Annotated in this window: 2 protein-coding genes; both read right to left on the reverse strand. The window is 48.1% G+C overall.

From position 1 onward, the window contains the following. Nucleotides 1–185 precede the first annotated feature (185 nt). On the reverse strand, nucleotides 186–881 hold the full coding sequence (gene csf3, locus BHE89_RS17245; protein ID WP_069369982.1) for a type IV CRISPR-associated protein Csf3: 696 nt from the start codon (nucleotides 879–881) through the stop codon (nucleotides 186–188). Between the two features lie 9 nt (nucleotides 882–890). Next, the gene (locus BHE89_RS17250; RefSeq protein WP_216081024.1) at nucleotides 891–1,292 is read right to left on the reverse strand and encodes a hypothetical protein; all 402 of its coding nucleotides are present in this window, start codon (nucleotides 1,290–1,292) and stop codon (nucleotides 891–893) included. Nucleotides 1,293–1,402 lie beyond the last annotated feature (110 nt).

The raw sequence follows: 1,402 nt of genomic DNA on the forward strand, positions 1-1,402 counted from the left end.
CCCCCGCTGGTGCGGGGAGGACTCACTTCTTAACCACTCAGATGCTTTTATAACACTTTAACCCCCGCTGTAGCGGGGCTGACAGCAAATGAGAAAACATATTGTAAAAGAGCAAGGCAACTTACATTAAAAAACAGATGACCCCTAAACAGTTAAAGTAAGGCCATCTGTTTTTATATGTGCGTTTAAATAAAATCAGGAATAAACGCAGACTGCATCAATGTCTTGTCGAAATATGGGGGCTTGGTTGTAGCAAAAACCTCCACGTCAGCATCGAGTAACTTAAATGGTTTGACCCGCAGCATCCATTTTTCAAGGGCCATTTGGTCACTTTCGATGATGACATCCACTATTTTCCCATGACCTTGACGACGACGAGGGCCAATGTGAGTGATGAGCCCAGACTCTTTGAGGTAATAACTGATCTGGTCTTTATCCCCGACAATATAGCCAACTAACTCATCGACTCTCGCAGTACGGTAAAAGCCGAGAAGATTGCGCTGGCTACCTCGTAACGTGTCGATCTTGATTGCGTGAGACATTCTCTCCAATTCGCCGCGTTTGCGTCCTGCCTGTATGAAGCCGCCTTTAGCGGCTTCTGCATAGGCATCTTCGTCAATGCGCTGCGTGTAGTGACGAGAGCTGCGCTCAAACACGTTGTTTGGGGTGATGGCGGATGCCTTCCAGCACCAGTCACCATCCTGCTCGTACTTTTCGATGGGAAGTTCCTCTGCCAATGAGGATATGGGCTGAGGATCAAACTCCAGTTCTGGTAAACGCTCTTGTGTGACGGCATAAGCAATCAAAGCGTCCAGGTGTATCGGGTTAGAGGGCATGACCATCATGCCCCCGAGTTTAAAGGTGACTTTTAACGGCTCCATCATGTCACCTTATGCCTTTACCAGGTTGGTGAAGTAGCTGACGATCTCATCGCGCTCAACTGCTTCGATCTCAGATTTGCAGGCCGCCACATGGGATTTGATGTCATCAGCCATATTGGCAAGCGTGAATTTACCCTCAGTGTAGAGAGCTTCACTGGTATAGCTTTCAAAGATCTCAAAGCGGTCAGAGTCGATGCGGATGGCGTCAACTTTGAAGCGTCCAAAATTGGTTCGGCCCCAGCCACCGACATAGTTGTGGTTCACCCAGGCTTCAAGGGCCAACAGAAGGGCACCAAACTGTGCTTCCGTAACAGTGGAATCGAAATCAACTCGGAAGTGCATCTTAACGCCCGTCTTGATGGTCTCAAAACCGAGCATGTTGGCGACAGATGTTTTTTTTAACGACTTCATTCCCTTCCGCGTTTTTTGCCGCTTTACGTTGCTTGCTGTTTTCTGCATTGCCAGAGAGGTACTCAGATACAGCTTCGGTGCCGTTTTCAATGGCATCAAGCAATTCAAAG

It is taken from the genome of Shigella sp. FC1967, assembly GCF_001743005.1.
Classification (GTDB): Bacteria; Pseudomonadota; Gammaproteobacteria; order Enterobacterales; family Enterobacteriaceae; genus Proteus.